This is a genomic window from Pacificibacter marinus (assembly GCF_018860665.1).
GTDB lineage: Bacteria > Pseudomonadota > Alphaproteobacteria > Rhodobacterales > Rhodobacteraceae > Celeribacter > Celeribacter marinus_A.
On record NZ_JAHKPK010000062.1, the window covers coordinates 127,887 to 153,366 of the forward strand.

A 25,480-nucleotide genomic window follows, 5' to 3' on the forward strand; every position below is an offset into this window, starting at 1 on the left:
GGCGTTTAACCACCGCGCTTCATTGATGATTTTATATCGCGCAGGTTCAGCGCACCAATGGCTTGGCCAATGCCAAAATAGCTGGTGATGCCAAGGGCGATCAAAATCACCGTGGCAATCAGGCGCGATACATCGAACACTGGCGCAAGTGCGATTTGAACGACATACAGAATGGCCCCCATCGCGAGCGCCGAGATCAAAATGCGTGGGGCGCGATAGCGCAATTGTTTGTCGGCGGCAACGTTGTCGCCCATGGATTTTTTCCCCATCCACAGCAAAACAACCATGCCCCAAGCGGCCAAAGAGGTCGCAACCGCCGCCGCGAGATAGCCAATCCAAAACGACAACCCAATGGCAGCCACGGCATTGACGACCATAGAATACAACGCAAAGCGAAAGGGCGTTTTAGTGTCTTCGCGGGCGAAATACAAAGGTTGCAAAACCTTTTGGATCACAAAGGCAGGCAGACCCAACCCGTAGATGGCCACAGCAAGCGCCGTAGCTGCGGCGTCTTCAGGGGTAAAAGCACCACGTTGAAACAACACACCGATCAAGGCTTCAGGGATGACAATCAAAGCCACCGCAGCTGGAACGGTCAGCAGCAGAGCAAATTCAAAGGCGCGATTATAGGCCGCGCGCGCACCTGCACCATCACCTGCGGTCAAGCGTCGTGACAGGTCCGGCAGCAAGACCACACCAATCGCAATTGCAACCACCCCAAGCGGTAATTGATACAAACGATCTGCAAGGTTCAGATATTGCAGCGCGCCGTCTTGTGAAAACGAAGCCACCTGACGCCCGACCAATAAATTGATCTGCACAACGCCACCCGCCAAAGCTGCGGGCCCTGCTAAGATCAGCAATTTTTTTAATTCTGGTGTCATACGGGGCAGGCGTGGTCTGATGGAAAATCCGACCTTGGCTGCTGCGCCCCAAACGATGGCCAATTGAGCAGCCCCCGCCACAGGGACGGCCCAGACCAAAGCTGTGGCCACATCAAACCCGATGAAATGCGCGAAAACCATCGCTGTCGATAGAATCACATTGAGCATAACTGGCGCCGCCGCGGCCGCTGCAAAGCGCCCCGTAGCGTTCAAAATTCCAGAGAACAAAGCGCCAAGTGAGATGAACAACACATATGGAAAGGTAATGCGTGCGTAATGTACGGCCAGATCAAAGCGTGTATCGCCAATAAAGCCAGCGGCCATGGCCGAGACCATGATAGGCATGAAAATCATCGATAGAACCGTCAACACGGTTAATATTCCCGCCAAAGCCGACAAAGTATCCTCGGCAAAGGCGCGGGCGTTTTCATTCGCTTCGACTTTTTTCGAAAACATCGGCACAAATGCGACGTTCAAAGTGCCCTCTGCAAAGAACCTGCGGAACATGTTGGGCAAGGAAAAGGCCACAACAAAAGCCTCTGCTGCGGGACCAGCCCCCAAATAAGCCGCGATCAACGCATCGCGCACAAAGCCAAGCACGCGACTCATCAAAGTCCAACTGCCAACGGTCAAAAAGCCGCGCATCAAACGGACAGGTTTCATGCGTCGCTCGCGCGTTTTGCGCCTTGCTCGATGGCTTCGCGAAGTTTCTTTTCTAACGAATTGCGCTTGCTTTCAGAATGGATTTTCATACCAAACATATCTTTCACATAGAATACATCTACGGCTTGTGCGCCGTATGTTGCGATCTGCGCGGTCGCGATCGAGATGTGATTGGACGCCATTGCGCGGGTTAAATCATGCAGCAGACCAGGCCTGTCACGGGTATCCACCTCAATGATGGTGAAAATTTCCGACCCTTCATTGTCGAAAATGATCGACGTCGGGACCCTGAATTTACTTTCGCGTTTTTTGATTTTATCGCGCGACACAAGTGCATCGCGCGCCACCACTTCGCCCATAAGCGTTTTGGTGATCATCTGTTTCAGGCGGATCAAACGCGCCTGTTCATAAGGATGCCCATCGGCATCTTGCACCCAAAACGCTGCATTCGCATATCCGTCTTTGGTGGTATAGGTGCGCGCGTCAACGACGTTTGCCCCTACAAGTGCTAAAGCGCCAGCAAGGCGTGAGAAAATGCCGGGATGGTCGGTCATGGCGAAACAGGCGCGGGTCGCATCGCGATCTTCGTCGGGTTTCAATTCGATTTTGATTTCGTCGTCTTTGATGTCTTGCATCAAATGCGCCAAAACCACATGCACAGAGGTTGGCATACCTTGCCAATAGGGACCATAGTGACGATTTATTTCGGCACGGCGCGCCGTTTGGGACCAGTCTTTGAGGGCTTCACGCAGAGCCTTTTTGGCATCGCCTTCGCGGGTTTCGCGATTGACGGCCTCTAGCCCGTGTTCCAGTGCATCCGCCGTTTGCGCGTGTAGATTGCGCAGCAAAACGGCTTTCCAATTGTTCCAAACGCCAGGGCCGACGCCGCGAATATCGCAGACCGTGAGCACAGTCAAAAGGTCAAGACGTTCACGGGTTTTGACGGCTTTGGCAAAGTCGCGCACTGTGCGTGGATCGGATATATCGCGCTTTTGGGCAATGTCTGACATCAACAAATGATACCGCACGAGCCATTCAACGGTTTCGCATTCGGCAGGTTTAAGCCCCAAACGGGGGGCCACTTTGCGCGCGATTTGCGCGCCGATGATAGAGTGATCTTCCTTACGACCTTTGCCGATATCATGCAGCAGCATCGCCACATAAAGTACCTTGCGATTGATGCCGCGCTTTAAGATGCCTGAGGCCACGGGGAGTGCTTCGATAAGTTCGCCACGTTCGATTTGTGCAAGGTTCGACACGACTTGGATCGTGTGCTCATCCACAGTGTAGCTGTGGTACATATTGAACTGCATCATCGCCACAATGTGCTGAAACTCTGGCATGAACGCGCCAAGCACACCCAGCTCATTCATCCGCCGCAACCCTCGTTCGGGGTTACCATGTTTGAGCAAAATATCGAGAAACATCTTCTTTGCATCGGCGCGGTTGCGAAACGCGTCGTCAAACAGGTCTAGGTTCGCTGAAATAAGTCGCATCACATCAGGGTGAATCAGGTGACCTGTGCGTAGAGATTCCTCAAAGATGCGCAGCAGATTAAGCTTATCCGCAAGGAACGCCTTGGGGTCATCGATATTCAACCTGCCGCCATGGATGTAGAAGCCGGCAACAGTTTTGCGTTTGCGTTTGAAAAGACGTTGCAGGGCTGGCTCTTGTTTGACGTGCTGTTCTTCAAGTGCGGTTAGGAAAATGCGAGTCAATTCACCGACGCGCGTGGCGTGGAGAAAGTAAAACTGCATGAAATGCTCAACTGCGCGCCGGCCTGAGTGGTCGATAAATCCAAGACGTTCGGCAACTTCGACCTGAAGGTCAAAGGTCAGTTGGTCCATCGGGCGTTTGGTGATCAGATGCAATTGATTGCGCACGGCATGTAAAAAGGTTTCCGCCTCATCAAATTGGCGAAATTCGTCCTGCGTAAAGACGCCGGCTTTGACCAAATCGATTGTATCGCTTACGCCGTGAACGTATTTCGCGATCCAGAACAAGGATTGCAAGTCGCGTAAGCCGCCTTTGCCTTCTTTGATATTTGGCTCAACCACATAGCGCTGCCCGCCTTGCTTTTTATGGCGCTCGGCGCGTTCGGCGAGTTTGGCTTCGGTGAATTCGCGTGCTGTGCTTTTAAACAAGTCATCGCGTAGTTTTTGCTGTAATTCTTCTGTCAGCGCGCGGTTGCCTGCCAAGTAGCGCACTTCAAGCATCGCGGTGCGGATGGTGTAATCTTCTTTACCAAGCTGAATGCAGTCACGGATCGTGCGTGAAGAATGCCCAACTTTGAGATGCAGATCCCAAAATATATAGAGCATACTTTCGATCACGCTTTCGACCCAGCCAGTGATTTTATGTGGCGCGAGGAACAACAGATCGACATCTGAATGCGGCGACATTTCCGCGCGGCCATATCCCCCAACTGCTAAAACAGCGATGTCTTCGCCGGTTGACGGGGTCTGGTTCGGATGCAGTTTGGTTTGCGAGACATAAAGAACTGTGGTGACAATGCAGTCTGTCAACCAAGCATAGGCGTGGGTCGCAGGGCGCGCATTGCGCGGCGCCTGCATGATCGCGCTTTCAATCGCAGCGCGGCCCTGTTCACTGGCCTTACCCAAAATACGCACTGTTTGGCTGCGCACATCAGAGTAGCTTGAGCTCGCTGCAAAGGCGTCCTCAAGTGCGGCCTCTACGGCAGCCGTGTCGAAAATCGCCGTAGGGGCGCAGATGATACTGTTCGGCGGTGCCGGAACAAATGTGGCTAGGGCTGACTTAGAATCCAGCGCCGCCAAAGGCTCTTGGTGCGGGGTCAATCTCGATTACCTGATTGTTTTGAATGGTTGCGACGGACAGGCCGCGTTCGTTTGTGCCATCGCTTTTAAGGCGGAAGATACCGTTCACGCCAACAAAGCCTGACCCGCGTGTCAAAGCCTGAGCTGTCAGAGCTTGCGAATCGCCAGATTTGGCCAAGGCACCAATGGCGGCTATTCCATCATAGGCGAGGCCAGCAAGGGCGTGTGGAGCTTGGCCGTAGGCTGCGGCATAGCGATTAGAAAAGTTTTGTACGAGGCGCTGATCCGGGATTGCGAACCAACTGTTTTGCAATCCGGGCAGGGACACTGCTGAGGCTGGGAAGTTCCAGCGCTGCAAGCCGATGTATTGTGTGTCAGGTGACGTGATGCCGTTCTCTGGCAGCATCTGCGCCAATAGTGGCATCGCGCCGTCATTGCCTGAAGTAAAGAACACTGCGTCAGCGCCGCTAGAACGCACTGTGCTTGCAATGGGGCGAATCGCGGCAACAACCCCTTCTTGGCTCAACTCAAAGCTTTGTTCGCCTGCCAGCGTTGCGCCATTGCGGGCGATCGCACCTTTGATGGCTGTTGCTCCGACATTTTCTGCGGGGCTTTGCGCGTTGACCACCACAATACGACGTTTGCCTTTTTGGGCTGCATATTGCACGAGACGATTGGCGGTGTTGTCAAAAGTCGCCCCTAAAATGAATACGTTGCCGCCCGCCACGTCTGTGTTGTTTGAAAACGATAAAACGTTCACGCCAGCGTTGGCCGCGGGGATGCCTGCCAATTTTGTTGATCCGCCATAGACTGGGCCAAGAATGATTTTCGCACCGTCAGTGATCGCTCGAGAGGCCGCAGCAGAAGCGCGCTCAGCTTGCCCGCCCGTGGGGTAAACGCGTAGATCGATTTGGACGCCATCCAAGTCAGCCATCGCCAATCGAGCTGCGTTTTCAATAGACTGTGCTAGCGCGTTGTCTGTTGCTTGATCTGAGTTAGAGGGAACCAATAGAGCCACAGGGATCGGTTTGCTGGTGTTGATGCTTGGTCCACCATTGGGGCTTGGCATCATGCTTGGGTCACAGGCCGCGAGCGTCATGATCGACAAAACGGCAGTGATGCGAGTGATTGACTTGCGGGCGGTGCTCAGAACAGCGAACATAGGGGAACCTCACTCCTGTCGGTGGACAGCTTTTTAGGGACAACATTAATTGGTCGCAGACTATGCGACCTGCCCCAAAGAGTAAACGCCGCAAAGACTTGGAAACCCCTTGGACTTCGAGATAAAGCACCTTCCCGCCGGTTTGCACTTTGTTGCAACCCCTATTGGCAATGCCCGCGATATTACCTTGCGCGCCCTTGATACCTTGGCTTCTGCCGATGTTTTGGCCGCCGAAGACACCCGCACTTTGCGGCGTTTGATGGATATGCACGGCGTCCCTTTGGGGACACGCAAAATGATTGCCTACCATGATCAAAACGGCGCAAAAGCGCGCCCGCGCTTGTTGGCACTGATGGCCGAGGGCAAATCTGTCGCCTATGCGTCCGAGGCGGGCACGCCGCTTGTGGCCGATCCGGGATTCGTTTTAAGCCGCGAAGCTTTGGCGGCTGGACTTTTTGTGACCTCTGCGCCAGGGCCTTCTGCGATGATTGCGGCTTTGACCATCGCGGGACTGCCTTCGGATCGGTTCTTGTTTGCAGGGTTTCCGCCCTCATCTGCTGGTGCGCGCAAAACATTTTTTACAGAATTTGGCCCTGTTCAAGCCACCTTAGGATTCTACGAAAGTCCAAACCGCATTTACAAAACGCTAACGGAATTGTGCGAGATATATGGAGCGACGCGCAAAGTCGCCATTTGCCGCGAAATCACCAAGAAATTCGAAGAGGTGATAAGCGGCACTTTGGGTGAGCTGTGCGAAAGTTTGAAAGATCGCGCGTTCAAAGGCGAAATCGTTTTGCTGGTGGCGCGCGCCGAAGCGGTCGAGGCCAGCGCCGAAGATTTAGACACGGCCCTAGATGCGGCTTTGGCTGAGATGACTGTGAAAGATGCCGCGGCTGCGGTGGCAAAGGCGCTGGGCATGCAGAAACGCCATGTGTATCAACAAGCACTTGAGCGATCAAAGGCGCTGAAATCGAAATAGGATAACGCTTAAATGCTACGCGAAAAAAGCCTGCCAAATGCCCGACGCCGTATGCGCGGCGCGCTTGCCTATCAGTCTGGTTTGCAGGCAGAAAATGCGATCTGCGCGGATTACCTCAAGCGCGGATATGTTTTGAGCGAGACGCGTTGGCGCGGGCGGGCAGGTGAGATCGATTTGATCTTCACCAAAGATGAAGCTTACTTTTTCGTCGAAGTGAAATATTCCGCAACCCATGCGCAGGCGGCCCAAAGCCTATCTGCGCGGCAATTGATGCGGATTTGCGCCAGTGCAGAAGACTATATTTCACAAACGCCCAAAGGATTTTTGACTGATATGCAGATTGATGTCGCCCTTGTGGACAGGTCTGGCGCGCTCGAAATCTTGGAAAACGCAACAATTTGACGGTTTTCGCATCGCTTCACAGCCCTTGTGCGGTGCGCCCCATTGAATGACGTCGCCCGCTGGTCCATCTATTAAGAAAGTTCCTGTGAGGAGACAAAGCCTTGTCCTTAAAAGTCGCCATTCAAATGGACCCAATCGGTCCCATCGATATCACCGCAGATAGCACGTTTCGCATCATGCTAGAAGCTCAAGCGCGTGGGCACGAGCTGTTCTATTACACGCCTGACAAACTTGCTTTTCAAGAAGGCAAAATCACCGCTCGCGGTTGGCCCGTCACCGTTCAAATGGTTGAAGGCGATCACTATACGCTGGGCGATGAAATCGAAGTGGATCTGTCAACCTATGATGTCGTTTGGCTGCGCCAAGATCCGCCTTTTGATATGGGTTACATCACCTCCACGCATCTGTTGGATATGATTTCTGAGACCACCTTGGTGGTGAATGATCCGTTTTGGGTGCGCAACTACCCCGAAAAGCTGTTGGTGTTGAATTTCCCTGACCTGACGCCGCCCACCACCATCGCGCGCGATTTGGACACGATTAAAGCGTTCAAGGCCAAGCATGGCGATGTGATTTTGAAGCCCCTGTATGGCAATGGCGGCGCTGGCGTGTTCCGTCTTGGGCCTGATGACAAAAACCTGTCGTCCTTGCATGAGCTGTTCTGCGGCATCAACAATGAGCCATTGATCGTGCAAAAGTTCTTGCCGGATGTTTCTGCTGGCGACAAACGTGTGATCTTGGTCGACGGCGAACCTGTTGGTGCGATCAACCGCGTGCCGCAAAAAGGCGAAACGCGGTCCAATATGCATGTTGGCGGACGACCTGAAAAAATCGGCTTGAGCGCGCGTGATTTGGAAATCTGTGCAGCTATAGGCCCGCTTTTGCGCGAAAAAGGTCAGATCTTTGTCGGCATCGATGTGATCGGCGACTACCTGACAGAAATCAACGTGACCTCACCCACCGGCATTCAAGAACTGGAACGTTTCGATGGCACCAACACAGCCGAAAAACTGTGGCAAGCGATCGAGGCAAAGAGGTCCGCATAAATGTTGTTTCGCCGCCGCGATGTGTTGAACTTTTGGCTACGCACCGTTGAAAAACGCAAATTGGCGTGGCTCCCGACTGTTGAGGTGCAGCGGCAAAATTTTGAACTGCAAGCCTTGGGGTTCCCGCGCGAGCGGGGCCTCAAAGACGAAACCGTGAAAATTGGCGGTATATCGTGCCGCAAGCTGACACCAAAAGACGCCCGTGGCACGCTTTTGTACCTGCATGGCGGCGCTTACATTATGGGGTCGCCCGCGACGCATTGCGCGCTTGCGGGCACCATTGCGGCCAAGACCAAGCTAGAAGTCATTTTGCCCGCATATCGTCTTGCGCCTGAGCATCCGTTTCCAGCCGCATTTGATGACGCCTGTGCCGTTGCCCAAGCGTTAGAACCGCTGTCGGATCATTTGGTGATTGGCGGCGACAGTGCTGGCGGCGGATTGACCTTGGCTGTGTTGTCGCATTTGTGTGAAACGGGGCATAGGCCGCGTGCTGCATTTGCCTTTTCGCCTTGGACGGATTTGAGTTTCAAGGGCAGCACACTCAGCACAAACGCGCAAACAGATGCGATTTTGCCAGTGGAGCGCATTTACGAGGTGCGCAAACACTATCTGCACAATGGCGATCCTCAAGACCCGCGCGCCTCGCCGCTTTTTGCTCGGTACAAGAATGCTCCGCCTGTGTTCATGCAATGGAGCGACAGTGAGATTTTGGCCGACGATGGTCGTCGCATGGCTGCGCATTTGCGGGCACAGGGCGGTCTTGTGGTGTCGAAAGAATGGCACGATTTACCCCATGTTTGGCAGCTGTTTCATGACCGCTTGAACGAGGCCGATGCAGCCCTGCAAGACCTCTACGCCTTTATCGATGATCAGTTTAAGGCACCTGACACGACACGATAGCTGAGTGCTTCGGCGATATGCGGGCGACGCACATCGTCCGAGTGATCGAGATCAGCAATGGTGCGCGCGACCTTCATCACGCGGTGATAGCCGCGCGCAGATAAGCCCAACTTTTCAGCCGCGGTGTTCAACATCTCTTTGCCCTCAGTGTCAGGCATGGCCAAGGCGTCCAGCATTTGCCCTTCGAGTTCTGAATTCGTGCGCAATCCTGTGCCTTCCAGTCGCGCCAATTGAATGTCGCGTGCGCGGGTCACGCGCTGTGCCACGACTTTTGAGCTGTCACCCGAGGGCGGCAATTCTAGGTCGGTAAACTGGACTGGCGGCACCTCAAATCGCAGGTCGAAACGATCCATCAAAGGTCCTGAAATGCGACTTAAATAGTCGGCCCCACATAAAGGCACTTTGGCGCAGGCGCGCTCGGGGTCTGGTAGATACCCACATTTGCAGGGGTTGGCCGCAGCAACCAACATGAATCGCGCAGGGTATTTGATATGCGCGTTGGCGCGGGCCACCATGATCTCGCCGCTTTCAACAGGCTGGCGCAGGCTTTCCAAAACGCCGCGCGGGAACTCTGGAAATTCGTCCATAAACAAAACACCATTATGCGCCAAAGACACTTCTCCAGGTTGCGCGCCGCGCCCGCCACCGACGATTGCCGCCATCGAGGCTGTGTGATGGGGTTCGCGAAACGGGCGCGCGCGACTGATGCCACCTTCGCCGATTAAGCCTGACAGGGAATGGATAATAGAGGTTTCAAGCGCCTCGCTGGCGCTGAGGGGCGGCAGGATCGAGGGCAGGCGTGTCGCCAGCATCGATTTGCCCGATCCAGGTGTGCCCACCATGAACAGATGATGTTGACCAGCAGCTGCGATTTCCAAAGCGCGCTTTGCTTTTTCTTGGCCTTTCACATCGCGCAGGCATTTGATGTGATCGGGCATGGCAATTTCGCCGGGATGCGCTTGCTGTAATGGCATGTCGCCGATCAAATGTTTGACCAGTTCCATCAATTGATTTGCGCCGTAAACGGGTGTCGCGCCGACCCAAGCGGCCTCGGATTGACAGGCCTTTGGGCACAACAGATCGCAGTCCATTTCCGCCGCTTTTAACGCCGCAGGCAGTGCGCCGGAGACCGCAACAAGCGTGCCGTCAAGTGATAGCTCGCCCAAAGACAGGCAGGTCTCGACCCGCTCAGGGGGGATGACACCCGTGGCTGCGAGTACGGACAGAACAATAGGTAGATCAAAGTGCGATCCAGCTTTTGGCAGATCAGCGGGGGACATGTTTATGACGATTTTCTTTGAGGGCAGTGAAATTTGCATCGACGATAGGGTCGCACGCACCCGTTCGCGGGCTTCTGAGACGGCTTTATCGGGCAGGCCCACGATGGTGAAATTCGGCAAGCCGGGGGCCAGCGCGCATTGGACCTCGACGCGCTGTGCCTCTATCCCTTCAAATGCGACGGTAAATGTCCGCGCGATCATCAATGACCTCCTGCTGTCATGTTTCTCAATCTAAGCATGTCGCGCTTTGATTGGGGCACTTGCTTTCCTTAAACGGGGTAGCGCGTTTAAGGTTAGTAAATGGTTAACAGGAAGCTGTTTGGTCTGCCTTAATCGGCTTCAGGCCATGGTTTGGGATCTGTTCCAAGGTCGTAAGGAAATGGATCATAGGTGACTGCGATACCGTCTGCACGCCACGACTTGAACGCGGAATCTTTCAAATGTGTACGCACGTAAGCTGCCAGACGATCTGAGACCGGTAAGTCATAGCCCGCAATACGTGCCGCCACGGGAGCATAAAAGGCATCCGCAGCAGAATAGGCGCCAAACAGCCAACCTCCTGAATATGCGCCTTTTGTGGCAAAGCGGTCAAAGGCGTGACCAAGCATATCTTCAAGGCGTGCAATGTCAGCTTTTAAGGCATCGGAAATGTCAAAGTCACGGATTTGTTTGAACAATTGCATCGGGCAATCAGTGCGCAAGGTTGAAAATCCAGCATGCATTTCGGCGACAAGCCACCGTGCATAAATGCGCGCTTCGGCGTCTTTGGGCCAGATATTTGCATCTGGATGGCGTTCTGCCAGTGTTTCAACGATTGCGATGCTTTCGCCGATGACCCAACCTTCTGGCGTGCGAACGGTTGGCACAAAGCGTGCGGGGGCAAGTTTGGCCATCTCTTGCTTCATTGTTCCGCTGTACAGCCCGAGCATATGGACATGTACGTCGATTCCAAATTTTTCAAACAGCAGCCAACCTCGTAAAGACCAACTTGAAAAGCCTTTGTCACCAATAAATAGATCGTATGTCATGAAACACCTCCTGCGGGTTGCAAGCAGACTAACGCAGGTGTGAGTTTTGCTAAAACAAGTATTTTAGATGGAGCGCATCACGGGATATGATTGATCCTATGCGCAGACCAATTTGGTGATTGTGATGTAGCGCGGGTGATTGATGTGATCGATAGGTTGTCGATTTTATGACCCAAAGCCTCATAGGCTGAACAGCCCAAAGCGCGTTGCAAAACCGCCAAAATGACGCCCATATGCGCCACGACGATCGCATCCCCTGTGATCGCATCAAGGCCGCTGTAGACCCGCGCCGAAAAGTCATTCCAGTTTTCGCCACCTGGAGGGGCGTGCGGCCCAGGGTCTTCAAAAACACGACGGGCCAAGGCAGCGTCAAGCGCTTGGATTTGTGACCATGACAGGTTTTCCCAATCACCAAAATGCGTTTCACACAGGCGGGGATCATGCGGCAAACGGGGCCGCGTGCCTTGGATCGCATCCGCCGTTTTGATCGCGCGATCCAAAGTAGAGGACACAATAGGCACATCGGCGGGCAGGGCGTTTTCCAAACGCGCAATCGCAGCGGTGTCTGACAGGTCAGCGGGCACATCGGTCCAACCTACAAATGTTTTCACATGCGTTGGCCCATGGCGCACCAGCCAGATTCGGCTCATGTGCTGGCCTCTTGTGTCAGCGCCTTGGGCATGTCGCCTTTGAGTACAAAAGGCAATCCGGCCATCACGCCCACCACGCTACTCGCGTGCTCAGCGAGGCGTCGGTTAAGTCGGCCTTGTTCGATCCGAAATCTTCGTGCCAATTTGTTTTCGGGGACGATGCCTTGGCCAACTTCATTTGATACAATCACCACGGGGCTGGCGCAGGTTGACAGCGCGCCTAGCAACGCCTCAGTTTGCTGGGCAATATCGTGCTCTGCCAAAAGGTGGTTGGTCAACCAAAGCGTTGCGCAATCCAGCAAGACGATCTGACCTGAGGGAATATCACGTAAAACGCTATCTACCTTAAAAGGGGCCTCAAAGGTGGTCCAAGTCTCGCCGCGATCCAGTTGATGTTGTGTAATCTTGTCGCGCATCTCGTCATCAAACGCCTGCGCAGTGGCGATGTATATGCGCGGTAAGGGACTGGAAAAACATATTTTTTCCGCCAAGTGAGACTTGCCAGAAGATGCGCCGCCAAGAATCAAGGTGATATCTGCACACATAGTTGTGACTCTTTTTGTCATCCAAAATCCGTTGCCATGCGTATCACTTGTAACATCGCTTCGCAAACGGTTGAGCGAGACAGCACAAAAGGACAAGGGTGATATGGGACGCATTGATTCATCATACGACAACGGGTTTACACGCAAGTCGATGAAAGCAGAAATGCTCGATGCAGATACCGAACACGCCTTGGCGGTCGCATGGCGTGATCACCGTGACGAGGCGGCTTTGCACCGGTTGATTTCAGCCTATATGCGCTTGGCGATTTCGCAGGCATCTAAGTTCAAACGCTACGGCGCGCCGATGCCTGATCTGATACAAGAGGCGGCGTTGGGTTTGATGAAAGCGGCTGAGAAATTCGACCCCGATCGTGGTGTGCGCTTTTCGACCTATGCGGTGTGGTGGATCAAAGCTTCTGTTCAAGATCACGTTATGCGCAATTGGTCGTTGGTGCGCACAGGGTCTACATCTGCGCAAAAATCGTTGTTTTTCAACATGCGCCGCGTGCAAGCGCGATTTGAACGCGAAGCTTTGGCCGCTGGTGCGCCCATAGAAAACGCTGATTTGATGCACAAAATTTCTGCCGAATTGGGCGTGCCCTTGCGCGATGTCGAGGCAATGAACGGGCGTTTGTCTGGCTCTGATTTTTCATTGAATGCCACACAGTCGAGCGACGAAGAAGGTCGTGAATGGATTGATACCTTGGTTGATGACGGGGCGACGACATCTGAAACCGTTGAGGACAATCACGACCAAGCGCAGCTAAAGGTTTGGGTCAAGGACGCCATGAGCAAACTAAGCGACCGTGAAAGATATATTCTGACGGCTCGGAAACTCGCAGATGAGCCACGCACGCTGGAAAGCCTTGGTGATGAGTTGAAACTGTCGAAAGAGCGCGTACGTCAGGTTGAGGTCGCGGCTTTTGGCAAAATGCGCAGCACGCTTGAAGGGCATGGCGAGGCGTTGACCGAATTGCTGAACTAGGTGTCGGGACTCATGCGACTTGAGTTTGCGTATCGGCAGGCTTAAACCTTTGGAGGTCAGCCAAAGGGGCCTATTATGTTGAACGGCAAAAGTATTCTTCTCATCATCGGTGGTGGGATCGCGGCGTTTAAGTCGCTGGATCTGATCCGCAGATCGCGCGAAGAGGGCGTGCGGGTCGTTCCTGTTTTGACCAAAGCGGCCGAAGAATTTGTGACGCCTTTGTCGGTGTCGGCTTTGTCGGCTGAAAGGGTCTATCGAGACTTGTTCGACCTGACAGATGAGGCCGAAATGGGTCATATCGAATTGTCGCGTGCGGCAGATTTGATTGTTGTTGCCCCTGCGACGGCAGATTTGCTTGGCAAAATGGCGGCTGGGCTTGCGAATGATCTGGCCTCAACTTTGCTATTGGCGACAGACAAACGCGTGCTTGTTGCGCCGTCGATGAATGTGCGCATGTGGGATCATCCCGCCACGCAACGCAATGTGGAGATGCTCAAATCTGATGGGATTTTGTTTGTGGGGCCCGATGAGGGTGCAATGGCCTGCGGCGAATTCGGACATGGTCGATTGTCTGAAATCCCTGATATTATTGGTGCCATTCGCGCGACCCTTACCGATGGACCACTAACTGGCAAGCAGGTTTTGGTCACATCCGGCCCGACGCATGAACCGATCGATCCTGTGCGCTATATCGCCAATCGGTCGTCTGGCGCGCAAGGCACCGCGATTGCGGCCGCGCTGCGTGATCTTGGCGCCGATGTGATTTTTGTCACGGGGCCAGCCGATACACCACCGCCTTTGGGCGTCCATGTGATCAAAGTCGAAACTGCGCGCGAGATGAAACAGGCCGTCGATGCCGCTTTGCCAGTGGATGCGGCTGTTTTCGCAGCAGCCGTTGCCGATTGGCGGATGGCGATGCCCGCAACGTCGAAAATCAAAAAACAAAACGGCGCTTTACCCGACCTGAAATTTGCAGAGAATCCAGACATTTTGGCTGAGGTTTCACGCTCGAAAAAGAACCGCCCCAAATTGGTTGTGGGCTTTGCCGCCGAGACAGACAATGTGATTGAAAACGCCACCTCAAAATTGGCACGCAAGGGATGCGATTGGATTGTGGCCAATGATGTCAGCCCTGAGACAGGCATCATGGGCGGGTCCGAAAATGCCGTGACGCTGATTTCAAACGGCAAGGCAGACATTTGGCCGCGTATGGGCAAAGCGGACGTGGCGCGCAAACTGGCGGATCGCATCGCGCAGGAGCTGACAACATCATGAAGGCTCTGATCAAAATCAAATGGTTGGATGGTGCTGATAAAGACATCGCCTTGCCCAAACACGAAACCGCGCAGGCTGCCGGTGCAGATGTACGCGCGAACTTCGCGCCGGATCAGCGCGTTGCGGGTGTGACATTGGATGCTGGCGCTCGCGCGTTGATCCCGACGGGATTTGCAATGGAAATACCTGCGGGGTTTGAAGTGCAAGTGCGCCCGCGTTCGGGATTGGCGCTCAAACACGGAATTTCCATGGTCAACACACCCGGCACTATTGACGCTGATTATCGCGGACCTGTTGGGGTTTTGTTGATCAATCATGGAACTGAGCCGTTTCACATTGCTCACGGCGAACGTATCGCGCAGCTTATCGTCGCCCCCGTGGTGCAAGGCGATTATCAGCTCAGCGACGTATTGGACGAGACCGAGCGTGGCTCTGGTGGCTTTGGTTCAACTGGGACAATTTAAGATATGGCCTTCGTGCTCCTCCTTGCGACCGTGCTTTGGATTATTGGCGTGGTGATGAAAGTGCCTGTTTTTGCGCGACTGATGATGATTGGAATGCTCTATGTGGGCGTTTTGATTGCAGTTACTGTGTTGCCGGTTGATAACGGTCTGCGTGTGACCCTTGGAGGCGGCTTCAAAGAATGGGCGCTTTTGGGAGGCATCGCTGCGGTGATCGCGCTTTATCGCGCTGGGTTGAAATGGCTGCATGCGCGGGCCAATAAAAACGCACCGGCTCAGCCCGAAACTGACGCGAAAGCCCCCTTCAAAGATGTCGAACTTGAACGCTATATGCGCCATATCATCTTGCGTGAAATCGGCGGGCCGGGGCAGCGCAAACTCAAAGATGCACGTGTTTTGGTGATCGGCGCAGGTGGGCTCGGCGCGCCTGTGTTGCAATATCTTGCGGCCTCGGGGGTTGGCGCCATTGGTGTAATGGATGACGATCATGTGGATGCGTCGAACCTGCAACGGCAAGTGATCCATGTGGACAAGAACCAAGGCATGCCCAAAGTGTTTTCCGCCGAACAAGCCATGCGGGCACAGAATCCTTTTATCGCGGTGAAACCCTACAATCGGCGCTTTGATGACAGCTGTTCGATGCTGCTGTCCGAGTATGATCTGGTGATCGATGGCTCTGACAATTTCGACACGCGGTATTTGGTGAACACGCATTGCGTAGCCGCTGGTGTCCCGTTGTTATCCGCCGCGATTACGCAGTGGGAAGGGCAGATCAGCCTTTATGATTCGGCAAATAATACGCCTTGCTATCAATGTGTTTTCCCCACGCGGCCTGCTGACGGAATGGTGCCAAGCTGTGCCGAGGCTGGCGTGGCGGCCCCCTTGCCGGGTATATTAGGGACAATGCTCGCTATGGAGGCGATCAAGCATATCACTGGCGCTGGTCAGGGGCTTGGTGGACGCTTGATGATCTATGATGCGCTCTACGCCGAGACCCGCGTGATAAAGACAAAAAAGCGCGCTGATTGTCCGATTTGCGCTGGCTGAACCCTTTTACTTTACCAGCGTCGGGCATAGCTTGATCTCAAAGGAGATCCCTATGACAAACCCGTTTCTAACGCCGTGGACCACCGCGTTTGACCTACCGCCTTTCGCTGATATTTCCGACGCTGATTTCAAACCCGCTTTTGAGGCTGGTCTTGTCGAGGGCCGCGCCGCGATCAAAGCGATTGCCGAAAATACAGATGCGCCAACATTTGAGAACACCATTGAAGCAATGGAAAATTGCGAGGCGCTTTTGTCGAAAGTCTTGGGCGTGTTTTACGGGATTGCAGGCGCTGACAGCAACGAGATACGCGAAGAATTGCAGCGGGATTTCGGTCCGATTTTGGCGGATTATTCATCTGAGATCACGGCGAACACTGCGCTTTTTGAACGTATCGAGACTCTTTGGAATACACGCGAGGACTTGGGTCTGAACGATGAACAAATGCGGGTTTTGATGCTGACACGCCGCAGTTTTGTACGGTCTGGCGCGCAACTGTCGCATGATGACAAAGACCGCATGGCCAAGATCAAGTCACGCCTGTCGACGCTTGGGACTGAGTTTTCACAGAACCTTTTGGGCGATGAATCAGACTGGTTCATGGCATTAGAAGACGCAGATCTGGTTGGCCTGCCAGACTTTGTGATCGATGCGATGAAGTCGGCAGGGGCGGCCAAGAAACTGGACGGGCCATGTCTGACCACATCACGGTCTTTGTTCGTTCCATTTTTACAATTTTCGCCACGTCGAGATCTGCGCGAGGCGGTGTTCCACGCATGGAAATCACGTGGGGCTCGCGGCAAAGACAATGACAATCGCGGACACGCCGCCGAGATATTGAAGCTGCGCGAAGAGCGGGCGAAGCTGTTGGGCTATGAAAGTTTCGCCACCTATAAGCTTGAAACCCAGATGGCTAAGACGCCGGACGCGGTGCGCAAATTATTGATGGAAGTCTGGACCCCCGCCAAAGCCGCCGCCGAAAAAGACGGTGCGATTTTGGAACAGATGCTGCATGCAGATGGGTACACAGGCCCGCTTGAACCATGGGATTGGCGGTATTATTCCGAAAAACGCCGCAAGATCGAACATGATTTGGACGAGGCAGAACTCAAGCCCTATTTGCAACTAGATCGAATGATCGAGGCAGCCTTTGCCTGTGCAACACGGCTGTTTGGTTTGGCGTTCGAGCCGCTTGATGCGACGCTTTACCACGAGGATGTGCGCGGATGGAACGTCACGCGGGATGGTGAACATATTGCCGTTTTCATGGGCGATTACTTCGCGCGGGCTTCTAAACGTTCGGGCGCGTGGTGCACGGCGATGCGGTCGCAAAAAAAGCTGGGGGGCGATACAAAACCCATCGTTTTGAACGTCTGTAACTTTGCCAAGGCTTCGGGCGGAAAACCGAATCTGCTGTCTTACGACGATGCACGGACGCTGTTTCACGAGTTCGGCCATGCGCTGCACCAGATGTTGTCTGATGTGACTTATGAAAGCATTTCAGGCACGTCTGTGGCTCGGGACTTTGTGGAACTGCCAAGTCAATTGTACGAGCATTGGCTGGAAGTGCCTGAGGTATTGCAAGAATTCGCAACACATGCAGACACCGGCGAGGCGATGCCAGCGGACATGCTCAAACGATTGTTGGATGCGCAGACCTATGATCAGGGGTATACCACCGTGGGTTATGTGGCTTCGGCTTTGACGGATTTGAACTTTCACGACGGCGATGCGCCAGCTGATCCGATGCAATCGCAAGCCGAGACTTTAGATCAATTGGGGATGCCGAAAGCGACCACGATGTTTCATGAGGCTCCGCATTTCCAGCACGTCTTTGCCGGTGACGGATATTCATGTGGATACTATTCTTACATGTGGTCCGAAGTTATGGATGCAGATGCATTTGATGCGTTCAAAGAAACGGGACCCTTTGACGCAAAAACGGCAAATCTGCTAAAGACACATATTTTGTCTGCGGGCGGATCGGCGGACCCTGAGCAACTCTACACGGCCTTTCGGGGGCGTATGCCAGGGCCTGAGGCCATGCTCAAAGGGCGCGGATTGGCGTAACGCCTGATTGGCACGCGGTGCATCAGGCGTCGCGTGCCACGTCTTTGTGGATGATCACATCGCAATTGGGGATAGCGGCACAGATTTTGGCTTTTAGCGCTTTGCCAATTTCATGGGCTTCGCGCAGGGTTTGCTCGCCGTCCAGTTCGATGTGTAAATGCACAAAAACTTTTGATCCAGCCATACGGGTTTTAAGGTCATGATACCCACGCAAGCCCGGATGATTGGAGGCAATTGTTTCAATCGCGGTGATGGTCTCAAGCGGGGCTGCGCGATCCATCAGCGCGTCTAGCGCGGATTTTCCAATACGCAATGCACCGATGGCAAGCATGCCAGCGGCCCCCAAGGCCACGACGCTGTCTATGCGATGCAGGTCATAGGCAGAGGCCGCAATCAGTGCGATGATCGCGCCGATATTTGGAATCAGATCACCAACGTAATGCAGGCTGTCGGCGGCGACCACTTTGGACCCTGTGCGCTTTGCCACACGCCGTTGCCACAAGACCAATGCTGCAGTGAGCATGATCGAGAGGATCATCACGGTAATGCCACGGGACTCATATTGCATTTCGATAGGCACGGGTGTCAGTAGGCGCTGCATGGCTGACCAAGCGATAACGGCGCTTGATAACAAGATAAACCCAGACTGCCCAAGAGCCGCCAAATCCTCAGCAGAGGTGTGGCCAAAGGTGTGCTCGTCATCTGGTGGCCGTGCGGCATAAAAGATCGCCATCAACCCGCCAAGCGCCATGACCAGATCCAATGCGCTATCGACCAAAGAGGTGGCGATCGACAACGCTCCGGTATGTTCGAACGCCCAATACTTGGCCAAAACCAAGATCAAGGCGACGCTGACTGAAGCCAATCCAGCGGAAATGTTTAGGCGGGTGTGTGCGTGCATGCGCTATATTATGGTTTTAGAAGCTTTAGGAAAGCATAAGTTTTTCGCGGACCCGCGCCCAAGCGCGATCGGCAAAGTTGTCTTTGCTTGGCTCAAGGCAATGCAGTTCCAAAAACCAATGAAAATAGCCCTCAAAGTCGAAATCTTTCATGGTTTCGGGGCCGAACTCAATTGCTGCACGCAAATCAGCCACCGTTTTGGGCGTCAATGTGGCGTGCCAGTAATCAGATTTGGCGCAGGTGATAACGGGCTTGCGCTGCATCAAAGCTTCAAAGCCTGTGGTTGAATTATGCGTGATGACAACGCGTGAGGCTTCGATCAAATCATGGATCGAGGCGTCTGTGGTTTTGACATTCGGATAGTCTTCGCAAGTTTCCAAAATCCGTCGCCGAGTTGCTTTTGACTGATGTGGGTGAGGCTTGACATAAACCAAAGCGTCTTTGTCGTAGGTCGAGGCGGTTTCAATCATTTGCTCGATGGACAAATAATTATGCCGCGGATGAACTGGGTCAGTCGGTTGGCAAAAAATCGTTGCAGTCGCCAAACGCAGCGGCGCGTCCATGCGGGGTTCTTGACTGAGCTTTGAAACATTTTCGCGCAGCATATACCCCGTGACACCGTTGAAGAAAAAAGCGGATTTTTCCGCATCGATATCTTCGCTTGAATATCGTGCAAACCGCAAAGAGCTGTTCCAGCCATGCCCGATTTCATCAAAGTACCAAAACCCCCATAGATAGGACGGAAAGGCATGTAAAATTCCGGCCCCGTACATCGCAGGACCGCCCACGATGATGTGCAAATGGGATTGTTCTAACAGCCCGCGCGAGGTGCGGCTGTTGCCTTCGACCAAATAGGGAGACAGGCCTTTTTGATTGAGTTTTCGAGAGAGCTTAGTGAAAAAGTCATGCTTGTTCTCAACGAGGGCGTTCAACCAGCTGCCATAAGCATGGATGACAGCGGATTTGTAACCCGCAGGAATATTACGCGCTGACAATGGTGATTTGAGCTGTTCCATAGTGCCTCCTAATCGCACGCGCGTTTATTCAAGGATCTCATCAGCGTCGACGCCCCAAAGCCCTGTCTTGCGCAGCCAACCTTTGTGACCGCCAGCCGAGGCTTTGCACCAGTCAATATTACATTCCAACAATCGCAAAACAGCGCCTTTTTCGGCTTGCGCGGCTAGTCTGCTTGATGGGTCGGGGCGCACATGCAGGTCCACGGTCTCATGTTGAACAAGTGCCGTGCGCACGCCTGAAATCAATGTGTAATGTACCCATCCTGTAGCGTCCTCAAAGTCACGCACGCGACGCCAGTGACCATATTCTGCAATCACTTCCAAAGGATAGCCGCGCAGCTTAAACACCCAATCGATTCTATGGCTGAGTGAAGGCCCGCGTCGCGCGTTGGCTTCTGTTGCTTTAAGCGACACAAATCGGGGCAAGGGAAGGTTGGTGACCGATCCGCGTTCACTTGTATCTTTGACTGGGGTCGTAGGTTTTGCATTTTCAGGTGCTGGAGTCTTAGAGGCGGGCTGGCCTTGTTCGGCGGGCGTTGCGGGCGCGTCTTGAGCAAGGGCTATGTTGGGTAAGCTGGTCATGACGATGAGCATGCTTGTGAGCGCGATTATCGCATGGTTCCGGCAAAAGGAACCAACGTGGTTTGATGCCACTAAAGACCGAAGAGTGATTTTTTTCACGTGGAATTGACCCGACTTTTGCCCCGAACAGATGAGGTGATACCTAGATACGATGTGTCACACATTCAAGAATTTCATGCTTGAACCGCGATGACCATACTGTGCCAGCACTAGGGAAAAAAGTGAAGGTGACTAAACAGCTCAAGGCGTCATTTTTGACCATAAGTAAAAATCAAAAGACATCTGCGTATGGTTTGTTAAGGACGCCACTATTTTGAGCGATGTTTATTGCCTTTGGTCTTGGATGAATGTGCCGTTTTTCAAGTCCTTCATCGCTTGGCGCAGCTCGTCTTGTGTGTTCATCACAATTGGTCCGTGCCATGCGACAGGTTCTTGGATTGGCTGGCCTGAGATAAGTAAAAAGCGAAGGCCTTGCGGGCCTGATTGTACTGAAATTTCATCCCCTGTGTCAAAGTTCACTAAGGACCGGTTGCCAGACATGTCGCGGATGTTGATTTCTTCGCCGGCAACTTCTTTTTCAACACGCACACCGTAGGGCGTGGAGGCATCGCGAAAGCTGCCAGTGCCTGCGAAAATATAGGCAAAGGTGTTGGCATAAGTATCAATAGGCAGTGTTTTGCGGGTGTTGGGCGGGATTGAAATATCCAAATATAGCGGGTCAGCCGCGACCCCATCTACAGGACCGCGCTTGCCCCAAAACGACCCTGTCACAATCTTGACCACTGTGCCGTCGTCGTCGGTTATGATCGGAATATCAGGCCCTTGAATGTCTTGATACCGTGGCGCGGTCATTTTTAAGCTGGAGGGCAGATTGGCCCAAAGCTGAAAGCCATGCATCTGCCCCTTTGGGTTCGCGCGCGGCATTTCTTGGTGCATGATACCAGAGCCTGCGGTCATCCACTGCACCGATCCCGCGCCTAGAACGCCACGATTGCCAAGGCTGTCGCCGTGCTCAACTTCGCCGTCTAGAACATAAGTGATGGTTTCGATACCGCGATGCGGGTGCCACGGAAAGCCTTTTTCGAATTTCACAGGGTCGTCATTGCGAAAATCGTCAAACAACAAAAACGGATCAAACTCGCGGGGTTTGTGAAACCCAAAGGCACGGTACAGATGAACTCCAGCACCTTCCATGGTGGCTTGGGCTTCGGTGATCGATTTTACAGGGCGAAAGGTCATGATGAAACTCCTATGTTGAGATCACCTTAACCAAAGCCGTATCTGTGCGATATTCGGTAAAAGGACACCGTTCATGTGCGAAAATACGCAGATCAGCTACGTAAGTTGGGCGAATCTAAATATTCGAACAGTGTGCGCCCCGAAGGGCGCTCTGTTTCATTTCTTGTTGGAGCCATAGACATTGGCCGGCCCTGGAAACGCCCGTGATTTGACCTCGGCGGCATATTCCGCGACGGCGTCGTCAATCGCTTCTCCCATGGCGCCGTATTTTTTGACAAATTTGGGCACCCATTCATTGAGCCCCAACATGTCCTCCATCACAAGGATTTGACCGTCACAGGTTTTGGACGCGCCGATCCCAATGGCAGGCACCTCGATCGCACTGGTGATCCTATCGGCCAGTGGTTCAACGACCCCCTCGACCACAATGGCAAAAGCACCTGCTTCGGCCACAGCGATTGCGTCATCAATATGAACCTGCCATGTGTCTTCGTCGCGACCTTGGGTCTTGAACCCACCCATAGTGTTTGTCGATTGCGGTGTTAATCCGATGTGCCCCATCACAGGAATGCCTCGTTCGGTCAAGAATTTGACCGTCTCGGCCATACGCGCGCCACCTTCAAGTTTCACCGCTTGGCATTGCGTTTCTTTCATGATTTTTGCGGCGTTGTGAAACGCCTGCGAGGGGCTTTCTTCATATGAGCCAAACGGCATATCGACGACGATCAGCGCGCGTTTGGTGCCGCGGACCACAGCTTTGCCATGCATGATCATCAATTCCAAAGACACGCCAACGGTGCTTTCCATCCCGTGCATCACCATACCAAGACTATCGCCGACCAGTAGAAAGTCGCAGTATTTTTCAGCGATGGCGGCAGTGTGTGCATGATAAGAGGTGAGCGACACGATGGGCTCTCCCCCTTTGCGGTCACGAATTTGTGGCACGGTCACGCGGCGGATCGTTTCGGTTTGGGTGGACATGATATGTCTCCTTTACGTGCGGCTGGCGCCGACATTAGCTGGGGTCGCAGACCCGTTGATCAATAAGTAGCACATCGCCAAAGGTGACCGCGAGCAAGATCACCACGGGCGCTGTAATCTTTCCTGTCGGCACCTCAAGGCTTGCCGCATCACGCACATCGACGCTTTGCACTGTGGCGCGGGGTTCACGGGCGATAAAGGCACGAATGTCGTTTTCCAGATCAGCCGCATCGCGACCATCTGAGGCCTCGTAATCGCCATAAGCCAAAGCTTTGTTCAAAATCAGTGCGGCTTGGCGATCCTCAGGGGACAAGCGAACATTGCGCGATGACATGGCCAGACCATCAATTTCGCGCACTGTCGGCACGCCAATGGCTTCAATAGGAATGTCGAGATCGCGAACCATCGTTTTGATGACCAACAATTGCTGATAATCTTTCTCGCCGAAAAACGCCTTGTCCGCTTGGGCAATATTGAACAGTTTCGCAACGATTGTGCAGACACCTTTGTAGTGATCTGGGCGCAAAGCCCCCATCAACATATCCGCGAGCTGTTCCGTTTCGACTGTGGTTTGCGCTGATGGATCGTACATTTCCTCAACCGCTGGCGCAAAAACAGCGTCGACACCTTCCGCCTCAAGCATGGCGAAATCGCGTGCCTCGTCACGGGGGTAGGCGTCCAAGTCGGATGGATCGCCAAACTGTGTCGGATTGACAAAGATCGTTGTTATTACACGGTTTGTCTGGGCTTTGGCCGCGCGCACCAATGTCATGTGGCCCTCGTGCAGATATCCCATAGTGGGCACCAAGCCGACGGTTTCAGCGTTGGCGCGAAAGCCTTTTACGGTGTCTCTCAACTCGGCTTTGGTTCGGCAAATTTTCATCGCACTGTCTCCTCGCGACATAATCTTGCGCGGACAGTAGCGAGCTTGTGGCACCTCGGCAAGCGTCGGTGGTTGCTGTGTCTCAAGGTTTTAAATGGCTCGATAAACATGGTAAATTTCTTATATTGTCCTTAGGTCAACCATGGTTTTGCCATGTTTGGTTGCCAAATTGTCGATGAATTATGTATTTTTGCGGAGACTGTTTTCATGTTTCAATCTAAAGCGAGCATTGCAGGGGTCGCTGTATCTGTGGTCGTTGGTATCATCTTGGTGGTGATGCAAATCAACATTTCAACCTCTGTTATGGGCTCCGTATCGGGAGACATGTCAGGGGTCTCGGGGACCGGTAGTTCATATTATAATGGTCGGTCAGAGGATGATGTGCTCGACCCAACACGCATTATCGCGCCCAAAGGCGGCAACGGAAAGTTGGCGGAATTGGAAATCATTGATGACAGTATTCCGAGCGCCGAAATTATTATCGATGATGGAACCGGCAATGTGGACTTTGAGGCAAAGGTGCCTGATGAACCTGAATATGTTTTGAGTGACGATGCAGGGGTTGTCGAAAAAGTCGTTTTCTTCGCCGGTGTAGTCTGGCGTTGGATTTTGGGGGATCGTGGCGAAAAAGAAGACAGTTATGAAATGAGCTGCAAGCCCAAAAAAGGCGGTGGCAAAGTCTGTACGATCATCCGCTAAAGCCCGCAAACTTAAGCGTGACTTAATCTTATGTAAACGGCGTGTGATCAGATGATCCGCGCCGTTTTTCTATGTGCGTTTCGGGTGCATGCAAGAATTGCATTAAACGTGTCCCGCCTGCTCAAGTATTTGGATGCATCCATAAGGGACGGGCCACAGCATATTTGCACCGCCATGCCCAGCATGATGTGAACACATCGTGCGTAGTGCGACAGATCGCCTCGTGAACGCTGTCGTGTTCAGTTTGTGAACACATATGTGGTCGCCCAAAACCCACCAAATAAGGCCAATGCGGTCAGGCGAACCCAATGTGATGTGCGTCATATGAATTTCGGGGTTCGATTTTGGACGCGGTAAATATTTGTCAGTCCATTTGCCTCTTGATAACAAACGCGTGAGAGGAGCGTGAACAGTGTCGAATCAAACTGTGAACAAACGACATTATTGCGAGGGCCTATTGGGCTCTGCTCTGTCTTTTGTCGCACACCAGTCGGCGGTTTTCTGTATCCTTTTGGTCGCATTGGTTCTGTCAGGTACAGTTCCTCAAGGTTTTATGCGATCTGCGGCGGATGACGGCATGATGCTTGTGCTGTGTACGCCGAACGGCCCGACTGAGGTCTGGATGACGGCTGACGGAGACATCCAAGAAAAGGCTCCCATCGATCACACGACTTCGGAGCAAATGGACTGTCTTGCGGTCACGTTATCTTTGGTTTTGGTGCAATCATGGCTGGAAACGCTTGTTAATCCTGCCGAGTTTTCACCTTTTCGCACAACGTTTATTGACCAGCGCCGCGCCCTTGTTGTCGAGCACTCTCCACTTCAACCGCGTGCCCCTCCGAAATTTATCTAATTATTAGAGATGCTTCATTCCCGCTTCGGTTCTCTTGATACAGATCTTTGGTCTGCATCAACATCAACCGTGCGCGCATAGATATCATCTTTACAAGTCATTCTTTCCTTTTCGGACAAGGTCCCATTTCACAAAGAATAGGGGTGTCTGAACTGAA

Annotated in this window: 24 protein-coding genes; 11 read left to right on the plus strand and 13 right to left on the minus strand. The window is 53.2% G+C overall.

Going from position 1 to position 25,480, the window contains the following annotated elements; genetic code table 11:
* Positions 1 to 5: 5 nt before the first annotated feature.
* The 3 genes from murJ to KO497_RS17610 are packed head-to-tail and all read right to left on the minus strand — an operon-like array spanning position 6 to position 5,504.
* Positions 6 to 1,547 carry a murein biosynthesis integral membrane protein MurJ gene (gene murJ, locus KO497_RS17600; protein WP_215945265.1) on the minus strand — a complete coding sequence of 514 codons (1,542 nt, stop codon included), beginning with the start codon at positions 1,545 to 1,547 and terminating at the stop codon, positions 6 to 8.
* Entirely contained in the window at positions 1,544 to 4,363 is a 2,820-nt protein-coding gene (locus KO497_RS17605) for a [protein-PII] uridylyltransferase (protein ID WP_215945266.1), read from the minus strand. Before KO497_RS17605 ends, murJ begins: the two co-directional genes overlap by 4 nt.
* Complete coding sequence (locus tag KO497_RS17610; RefSeq protein ID WP_215945267.1) at positions 4,323 to 5,504, minus strand: penicillin-binding protein activator; 1,182 nt, start codon at positions 5,502 to 5,504, stop codon at positions 4,323 to 4,325. Before KO497_RS17610 ends, KO497_RS17605 begins: the two co-directional genes overlap by 41 nt.
* A 109-nt stretch (positions 5,505 to 5,613) precedes the next feature.
* Here KO497_RS17610 and rsmI point away from each other — a divergent pair, with 109 nt between their 5' ends.
* The 4 genes from rsmI to KO497_RS17630 all read left to right on the plus strand — a co-directional run bounded on the left by rsmI (position 5,614) and on the right by KO497_RS17630 (position 8,831).
* Positions 5,614 to 6,483: a 16S rRNA (cytidine(1402)-2'-O)-methyltransferase gene (gene rsmI / locus KO497_RS17615; protein ID WP_215945268.1), complete on the plus strand. Its 870-nt coding sequence runs from the start codon at positions 5,614 to 5,616 to the stop codon at positions 6,481 to 6,483.
* A 12-nt stretch (positions 6,484 to 6,495) separates the two neighbouring features.
* Positions 6,496 to 6,885, plus strand: coding sequence for a YraN family protein (locus KO497_RS17620; RefSeq protein ID WP_215945269.1), 390 nt, complete (start codon positions 6,496 to 6,498; stop codon positions 6,883 to 6,885).
* A 101-nt stretch (positions 6,886 to 6,986) separates the two neighbouring features.
* Positions 6,987 to 7,931 carry a glutathione synthase gene (gene gshB / locus KO497_RS17625; protein ID WP_215945270.1) on the plus strand — a complete coding sequence of 315 codons (945 nt, stop codon included), beginning with the start codon at positions 6,987 to 6,989 and terminating at the stop codon, positions 7,929 to 7,931.
* Complete coding sequence (locus KO497_RS17630; protein ID WP_215945271.1) at positions 7,932 to 8,831, plus strand: alpha/beta hydrolase; 900 nt, start codon at positions 7,932 to 7,934, stop codon at positions 8,829 to 8,831. It begins immediately after the preceding gene.
* Here the strand turns inward: KO497_RS17630 and KO497_RS17635 are convergent.
* The 4 genes from KO497_RS17635 to cobU all read right to left on the minus strand — a co-directional run bounded on the left by KO497_RS17635 (position 8,801) and on the right by cobU (position 12,334).
* Entirely contained in the window at positions 8,801 to 10,312 is a 1,512-nt protein-coding gene (locus KO497_RS17635; protein WP_215945272.1) for a YifB family Mg chelatase-like AAA ATPase, read from the minus strand. The genes KO497_RS17630 and KO497_RS17635 overlap by 31 nt on opposite strands.
* 128 nt (positions 10,313 to 10,440) lie before the next feature.
* Positions 10,441 to 11,139, minus strand: coding sequence for a glutathione S-transferase (locus tag KO497_RS17640; protein ID WP_215945273.1), 699 nt, complete (start codon positions 11,137 to 11,139; stop codon positions 10,441 to 10,443).
* A gap of 77 nt (positions 11,140 to 11,216) precedes the next feature.
* A complete protein-coding gene (locus tag KO497_RS17645; RefSeq protein WP_215945274.1) occupies positions 11,217 to 11,789 on the minus strand; it encodes a histidine phosphatase family protein in 573 nt (190 codons plus the stop codon).
* On the minus strand, positions 11,786 to 12,334 hold the full coding sequence (gene cobU / locus KO497_RS17650; protein WP_215945275.1) for a bifunctional adenosylcobinamide kinase/adenosylcobinamide-phosphate guanylyltransferase: 549 nt from the start codon (positions 12,332 to 12,334) through the stop codon (positions 11,786 to 11,788). The genes KO497_RS17645 and cobU overlap by 4 nt, the downstream gene beginning before the upstream one ends.
* A gap of 103 nt (positions 12,335 to 12,437) precedes the next feature.
* Between cobU and KO497_RS17655 the strand changes: the two genes are divergently transcribed.
* From KO497_RS17655 to KO497_RS17675, 5 genes are all read left to right on the plus strand, one after another.
* Positions 12,438 to 13,319, plus strand: coding sequence for an RNA polymerase factor sigma-32 (locus KO497_RS17655; protein WP_215945276.1), 882 nt, complete (start codon positions 12,438 to 12,440; stop codon positions 13,317 to 13,319).
* 75 nt (positions 13,320 to 13,394) lie between these two features.
* Positions 13,395 to 14,594 (plus strand): bifunctional phosphopantothenoylcysteine decarboxylase/phosphopantothenate--cysteine ligase CoaBC, encoded by a 1,200-nt coding sequence (coaBC, locus tag KO497_RS17660; RefSeq protein WP_215945277.1) that lies wholly within the window; start codon positions 13,395 to 13,397, stop codon positions 14,592 to 14,594.
* Positions 14,591 to 15,058 (plus strand): dUTP diphosphatase, encoded by a 468-nt coding sequence (dut, locus tag KO497_RS17665; protein WP_215945278.1) that lies wholly within the window; start codon positions 14,591 to 14,593, stop codon positions 15,056 to 15,058. Before coaBC ends, dut begins: the two co-directional genes overlap by 4 nt.
* A 3-nt stretch (positions 15,059 to 15,061) precedes the next feature.
* Positions 15,062 to 16,102 (plus strand): HesA/MoeB/ThiF family protein, encoded by a 1,041-nt coding sequence (locus KO497_RS17670; protein WP_215945279.1) that lies wholly within the window; start codon positions 15,062 to 15,064, stop codon positions 16,100 to 16,102.
* 52 nt (positions 16,103 to 16,154) lie between these two features.
* Complete coding sequence (locus KO497_RS17675) at positions 16,155 to 18,170, plus strand: M3 family metallopeptidase (RefSeq protein WP_215945280.1); 2,016 nt, start codon at positions 16,155 to 16,157, stop codon at positions 18,168 to 18,170.
* Between the two features lie 22 nt (positions 18,171 to 18,192).
* On the opposite strand, the gene KO497_RS17680 is transcribed toward KO497_RS17675, so the two are convergent.
* The 6 genes from KO497_RS17680 to panC all read right to left on the minus strand — a co-directional run bounded on the left by KO497_RS17680 (position 18,193) and on the right by panC (position 23,771).
* On the minus strand, positions 18,193 to 19,071 hold the full coding sequence (locus KO497_RS17680) for a cation diffusion facilitator family transporter (RefSeq protein ID WP_215945281.1): 879 nt from the start codon (positions 19,069 to 19,071) through the stop codon (positions 18,193 to 18,195).
* 25 nt (positions 19,072 to 19,096) lie between these two features.
* Entirely contained in the window at positions 19,097 to 20,086 is a 990-nt protein-coding gene (locus tag KO497_RS17685; RefSeq protein WP_215945282.1) for a capsular polysaccharide export protein, LipB/KpsS family, read from the minus strand.
* 24 nt (positions 20,087 to 20,110) lie between these two features.
* Positions 20,111 to 20,668, minus strand: coding sequence for an SH3 domain-containing protein (locus KO497_RS17690; RefSeq protein ID WP_252729772.1), 558 nt, complete (start codon positions 20,666 to 20,668; stop codon positions 20,111 to 20,113).
* A 324-nt stretch (positions 20,669 to 20,992) separates the two neighbouring features.
* The gene (locus KO497_RS17695) at positions 20,993 to 21,907 is read right to left on the minus strand and encodes a pirin family protein (RefSeq protein WP_215945284.1); all 915 of its coding nucleotides are present in this window, start codon (positions 21,905 to 21,907) and stop codon (positions 20,993 to 20,995) included.
* A 156-nt stretch (positions 21,908 to 22,063) separates the two neighbouring features.
* A complete protein-coding gene (gene panB, locus KO497_RS17700) occupies positions 22,064 to 22,888 on the minus strand; it encodes a 3-methyl-2-oxobutanoate hydroxymethyltransferase (RefSeq protein WP_215945285.1) in 825 nt (274 codons plus the stop codon).
* Positions 22,889 to 22,922: 34 nt separating this feature from the next.
* Positions 22,923 to 23,771: a pantoate--beta-alanine ligase gene (gene panC, locus KO497_RS17705; protein WP_215945286.1), complete on the minus strand. Its 849-nt coding sequence runs from the start codon at positions 23,769 to 23,771 to the stop codon at positions 22,923 to 22,925.
* 207 nt (positions 23,772 to 23,978) lie between these two features.
* Between panC and KO497_RS17710 the strand changes: the two genes are divergently transcribed.
* A complete protein-coding gene (locus KO497_RS17710; protein WP_215945287.1) occupies positions 23,979 to 24,470 on the plus strand; it encodes a hypothetical protein in 492 nt (163 codons plus the stop codon).
* A gap of 412 nt (positions 24,471 to 24,882) precedes the next feature.
* Positions 24,883 to 25,323 (plus strand): DUF2946 family protein, encoded by a 441-nt coding sequence (locus KO497_RS17715; protein WP_215945288.1) that lies wholly within the window; start codon positions 24,883 to 24,885, stop codon positions 25,321 to 25,323.
* Positions 25,324 to 25,480 lie beyond the last annotated feature (157 nt).

Coding starts and splice junctions, on each gene's coding strand:
- murJ (WP_215945265.1), bottom strand. CDS start 1,547: ATGAAACCTGTCCGTTTGATGCGCGGCTTTTTGACCGTTGGCAGTTGG.
- KO497_RS17610 (WP_215945267.1), bottom strand. CDS start 5,504: ATGTTCGCTGTTCTGAGCACCGCCCGCAAGTCAATCACTCGCATCACT.
- KO497_RS17620 (WP_215945269.1), top strand. CDS start 6,496: ATGCTACGCGAAAAAAGCCTGCCAAATGCCCGACGCCGTATGCGCGGC.
- KO497_RS17630 (WP_215945271.1), top strand. CDS start 7,932: ATGTTGTTTCGCCGCCGCGATGTGTTGAACTTTTGGCTACGCACCGTT.
- KO497_RS17635 (WP_215945272.1), bottom strand. CDS start 10,312: ATGATCGCGCGGACATTTACCGTCGCATTTGAAGGGATAGAGGCACAG.
- KO497_RS17640 (WP_215945273.1), bottom strand. CDS start 11,139: ATGACATACGATCTATTTATTGGTGACAAAGGCTTTTCAAGTTGGTCT.
- KO497_RS17645 (WP_215945274.1), bottom strand. CDS start 11,789: ATGAGCCGAATCTGGCTGGTGCGCCATGGGCCAACGCATGTGAAAACA.
- cobU (WP_215945275.1), bottom strand. CDS start 12,334: ATGTGTGCAGATATCACCTTGATTCTTGGCGGCGCATCTTCTGGCAAG.
- KO497_RS17655 (WP_215945276.1), top strand. CDS start 12,438: ATGGGACGCATTGATTCATCATACGACAACGGGTTTACACGCAAGTCG.
- coaBC (WP_215945277.1), top strand. CDS start 13,395: ATGTTGAACGGCAAAAGTATTCTTCTCATCATCGGTGGTGGGATCGCG.
- dut (WP_215945278.1), top strand. CDS start 14,591: ATGAAGGCTCTGATCAAAATCAAATGGTTGGATGGTGCTGATAAAGAC.
- KO497_RS17670 (WP_215945279.1), top strand. CDS start 15,062: ATGGCCTTCGTGCTCCTCCTTGCGACCGTGCTTTGGATTATTGGCGTG.
- KO497_RS17675 (WP_215945280.1), top strand. CDS start 16,155: ATGACAAACCCGTTTCTAACGCCGTGGACCACCGCGTTTGACCTACCG.
- KO497_RS17680 (WP_215945281.1), bottom strand. CDS start 19,071: ATGCACGCACACACCCGCCTAAACATTTCCGCTGGATTGGCTTCAGTC.
- KO497_RS17685 (WP_215945282.1), bottom strand. CDS start 20,086: ATGGAACAGCTCAAATCACCATTGTCAGCGCGTAATATTCCTGCGGGT.
- KO497_RS17690 (WP_252729772.1), bottom strand. CDS start 20,668: ATGACCAGCTTACCCAACATAGCCCTTGCTCAAGACGCGCCCGCAACG.
- KO497_RS17695 (WP_215945284.1), bottom strand. CDS start 21,907: ATGACCTTTCGCCCTGTAAAATCGATCACCGAAGCCCAAGCCACCATG.
- panB (WP_215945285.1), bottom strand. CDS start 22,888: ATGTCCACCCAAACCGAAACGATCCGCCGCGTGACCGTGCCACAAATT.
- panC (WP_215945286.1), bottom strand. CDS start 23,771: ATGAAAATTTGCCGAACCAAAGCCGAGTTGAGAGACACCGTAAAAGGC.
- KO497_RS17710 (WP_215945287.1), top strand. CDS start 23,979: ATGTTTCAATCTAAAGCGAGCATTGCAGGGGTCGCTGTATCTGTGGTC.